A 3,257-nucleotide genomic window follows, 5' to 3' on the forward strand; every position below is an offset into this window, starting at 1 on the left:
AAATCTCTTGCCATCGAACTTCCAAAAAGAAATATTACAGTAAATGCAGTAGCTCCTGGCCTTATTGATACTAATATGGCTGATCTTAATGAAACAGTTAAAAAAGAAATAATAAAATCCATTCCTGCAAACAGAATGGGTAAACCAGAAGACGTGGCTGCAGCAGTATCATTCCTTATGTCTGATAGCGCAAATTATATTACAAGACAGGTTTTATCAGTTAACGGAGGCCTTATATGACCAGAAGAGTTGTTATTGTAGGAACTGGAATGGTAACACCTTTTGGTGAAAGCTGGGATGATAACAAAAAAGGCTATCTTAACTGCAAGAATGCAGTTCGTTATATGCACGAATGGGATGATATAGATGGTCTTGTTTCCCGTCTTGCAGCACCATGCGACAGCTTTGTAGTGCCAACTCACTACACAAGAAAGAAAACAAGATCTATGAGCCGTGTTTCAGTTTTGTCAACAAGAGCAAGTGAACTTGCTCTGATGCAGGCAGGACTAATTGACGATCCACAATTAAAATCAGGAAGATGTGGTATTGCATATGGCTCTTCATTTGGAAGTTCTGATGCTGTACTAGATTTCGTATCAATTCTGACAAACAAGAGCACAGGTGATCTTACAGCTAACTCCTATGTAAAGCTGATGCCTCATACAACTGCAGTAAATATTGCTCTTTTCTTTGGTATTACAGGAAGAATTATTCCAACCTGTACAGCATGTACCTCAGGCTCTATGGCAATAGGTTACGGATATGAGGCAATCAAATTCGGACAGCAGGATATTATGCTATGCGGTGGTGCTGAAGAGCTTACTGTTGGAGATGTAGGTGTATTTGACACAATGTATGCAACATCATCAAAAAATGATACACCTAAGCTTACTCCATCTCCATTTGATAAGGATCGTGACGGTCTTGTCATTGGTGAGGGTGCAGGTACTGTAATACTTGAAGAATATGAGCATGCTAAAGCTCGTGGTGCAAATATTCTAGGTGAAATTATAGGCTTTGCAACCAACTGTGATGCAACTCATATTACTGCTCCAAACATGCAAACCATGCAGATCTGTATTGAAAGCTCTGTAAAGGATGCTGGTATAGATAAATCTTTAATTAAATATATTTCTGCTCACGGTACAGCAACCTCAAGAGGTGATGTTGCAGAAACTAATGCAACTTTCAATGTATTTGGTGATTCTCCATATGTTTCAACACTAAAAGGCTATTTTGGACATACTCTTGGTGCCTGTGGAGCAATTGAAGCTATCAGTGGACTTTATATGATGAATGAAGGCTGGTTTGCACCAAATCTCAATTTAAAGACTGTTGATCCTGAATGTGGTGCTTTAAATTACATAAAGGACGAGCCTTTAAAACTTGAGACAGAATTCATTCAGTCAAATAACTTTGCATTTGGCGGTATCAATACATCTCTTATCTTCAAGCGTGTGTAATATGGTAAATGTTCTTTTTGTATGTCATGGAAACATCTGTCGCTCACCAATGGCACAGTTTGTTTTACAGTATTTTGTAGAGAAAATGAATCTTACAAATTCATTTTCTAAGATCCTATCTGCTGCTACAAGCACTGAGGAAATAGGAAATACAGTTTATCCTCCTATTGCAAAGATCCTAGACAGACTAAATATTGACTACAAAAATAAAAGAGCAAGACAGATTACAAAATCTGACTGTCGTGAGTACGACTATATTATTGTTATGGATGACAATAATCTTAGAAATCTTTATTATCTGCACTCTGATATAGACAAATCAAAAGTTAGCAAACTGCTCGACTTTACAGATAATCCAATGGATGTTGACGATCCATGGTATACAAGAGATTTTGCAAGAACATTTGAAGAAATCAAACTAGGATGTGCTGGATTTTTAAAGATGCTAAAACAAAAAGGCATTATTGAATTTGACGAAAACAAATTAGATTCGATATCAGAAAAAATCTAATTTCCTATAAAGGCTTTGACTAAATCAAAGCCTTTTTCAATTTTATACCATTTGGTTATAAATACTTGCTATAACCAAGTATCCAAAAACAGTATTAGTTTTTTTTGATTGTTTTTAATATGATTTATTACACACAATAACTAACAAATAAAAAAGGAAACAATCATTATGAATATTAAGAAATTACTGTTATCCGCAATCGTATCAACACTTGCCTTAACATCACTTACAGCTTGCGATGACAAGAGCGCGACTTCAAAAGAGGATCTAAGTGTACCTAAGGTTATTAAAGTTGGTGTAGTACCTGGACCTTACAGAGAGATCCTGGATACATATTTAAACCCAATAGTAAAAAAGAAAGGTCATGAGCTAAAGTTCGTTGAATTCACTGACTGGGTTCAACCTGACTCTTCACTAGAATCAGGCGATATTGATGCAAATCTGTTCCAGCATCAGTTATATCTTGAAGGTATCGTGAAAAATCAGGGACTACACTTATCTTCAGTTGTAAATTTTCCTACACTTGGTATTTATGTATTCTCAGATAAGTTCAACTCTTTAGATTCAATTGAAAAAGGTTCACTTGTCGGTATTCCAAACGATCCTGTTAACCTTGCAAGAGCTTTAAGAGTTGCCCGTGATTTGAAGCTTATTACTTTAAATGCAGAAAAAGACGATCAGAAGGCCTCTTTAGCAGATATCGAGAAGAATCCAAAGCAGTTAAACTTCGTTGTAATGGAAGCAGCACAGCTACCACGCTCTCTTGATTCAGTTGCAGTAGCATTTGTACCAGGCAACTATGCTTATGCTGCAAAACTTGATCTGGCAAAGGCTATCGGTAAAGAATCTGTTGCAGAGCCAATCAAACTGGTTATTGCAGTTCAGAATCACCGAGTAAATGGAGTTGGCAAATTCCTAAGAGATGCAGTTTTAGATCCTGAGTTTAAAAAAGGTGTAGATTCAGATCCTGTATTCAAGAACTTTGCAATGCCAAAGTGGTGGAATGAATAATACATTTCCTGAAAAAGAAAGATCTCTGATTTGTATCAGGGATCTTTTTTTTATACAAAACAATTAAATAGGCTCAAATTTTCTTAAAAAAATTTTTTATTAAAGAAATCATTACTAATTGCCGATAACTAAATCAAGAAGATAATTGCTCATAAATTGAGCGGGAGTTTTAAAATGGCAATTTATGTAAATACAAACGTTTCAAGCTTAAACTCTAACAGACAGTTAGGTAAAGCAACCCATTCTCTTGATACAACCTACAAGCGTTTATC

The 3,257-nt window shown here is 35.8% G+C and carries 4 protein-coding genes; all 4 read left to right on the forward strand.

Translation table 11 applies throughout. The features are described from left to right. A partial coding sequence (locus tag ACJML3_RS10190; protein WP_406022928.1) for an SDR family oxidoreductase occupies positions 1 to 240 on the forward strand: 240 nt, incomplete at its 5' end. Next, complete coding sequence (locus ACJML3_RS10195) at positions 237 to 1,463, forward strand: beta-ketoacyl-ACP synthase (protein ID WP_406022930.1); 1,227 nt, start codon at positions 237 to 239, stop codon at positions 1,461 to 1,463. The genes ACJML3_RS10190 and ACJML3_RS10195, both read left to right, overlap by 4 nt. Position 1,464: 1 nt before the next feature. Next, on the forward strand, positions 1,465 to 1,974 hold the full coding sequence (locus ACJML3_RS10200; protein ID WP_406022932.1) for a low molecular weight protein-tyrosine-phosphatase: 510 nt from the start codon (positions 1,465 to 1,467) through the stop codon (positions 1,972 to 1,974). A gap of 168 nt (positions 1,975 to 2,142) precedes the next feature. Further along, the gene (locus ACJML3_RS10205; RefSeq protein ID WP_406022934.1) at positions 2,143 to 2,985 is read left to right on the forward strand and encodes a MetQ/NlpA family ABC transporter substrate-binding protein; all 843 of its coding nucleotides are present in this window, start codon (positions 2,143 to 2,145) and stop codon (positions 2,983 to 2,985) included. The last annotated feature ends 272 nt before the right edge of the window (positions 2,986 to 3,257 follow it).

The sequence above is a fragment of the Succinivibrio sp. genome (assembly GCF_045124615.1).
Lineage (GTDB): Bacteria > Pseudomonadota > Gammaproteobacteria > Enterobacterales > Succinivibrionaceae > Succinivibrio > Succinivibrio faecicola.

Excerpts from the sequence above, each read along its gene's own strand:
- ACJML3_RS10195 (WP_406022930.1), top strand. The coding sequence starts at position 237 with ATGACCAGAAGAGTTGTTATTGTAGGAACTGGAATGGTAACACCTTTT.
- ACJML3_RS10200 (WP_406022932.1), top strand. The coding sequence starts at position 1,465 with ATGGTAAATGTTCTTTTTGTATGTCATGGAAACATCTGTCGCTCACCA.
- ACJML3_RS10205 (WP_406022934.1), top strand. The coding sequence starts at position 2,143 with ATGAATATTAAGAAATTACTGTTATCCGCAATCGTATCAACACTTGCC.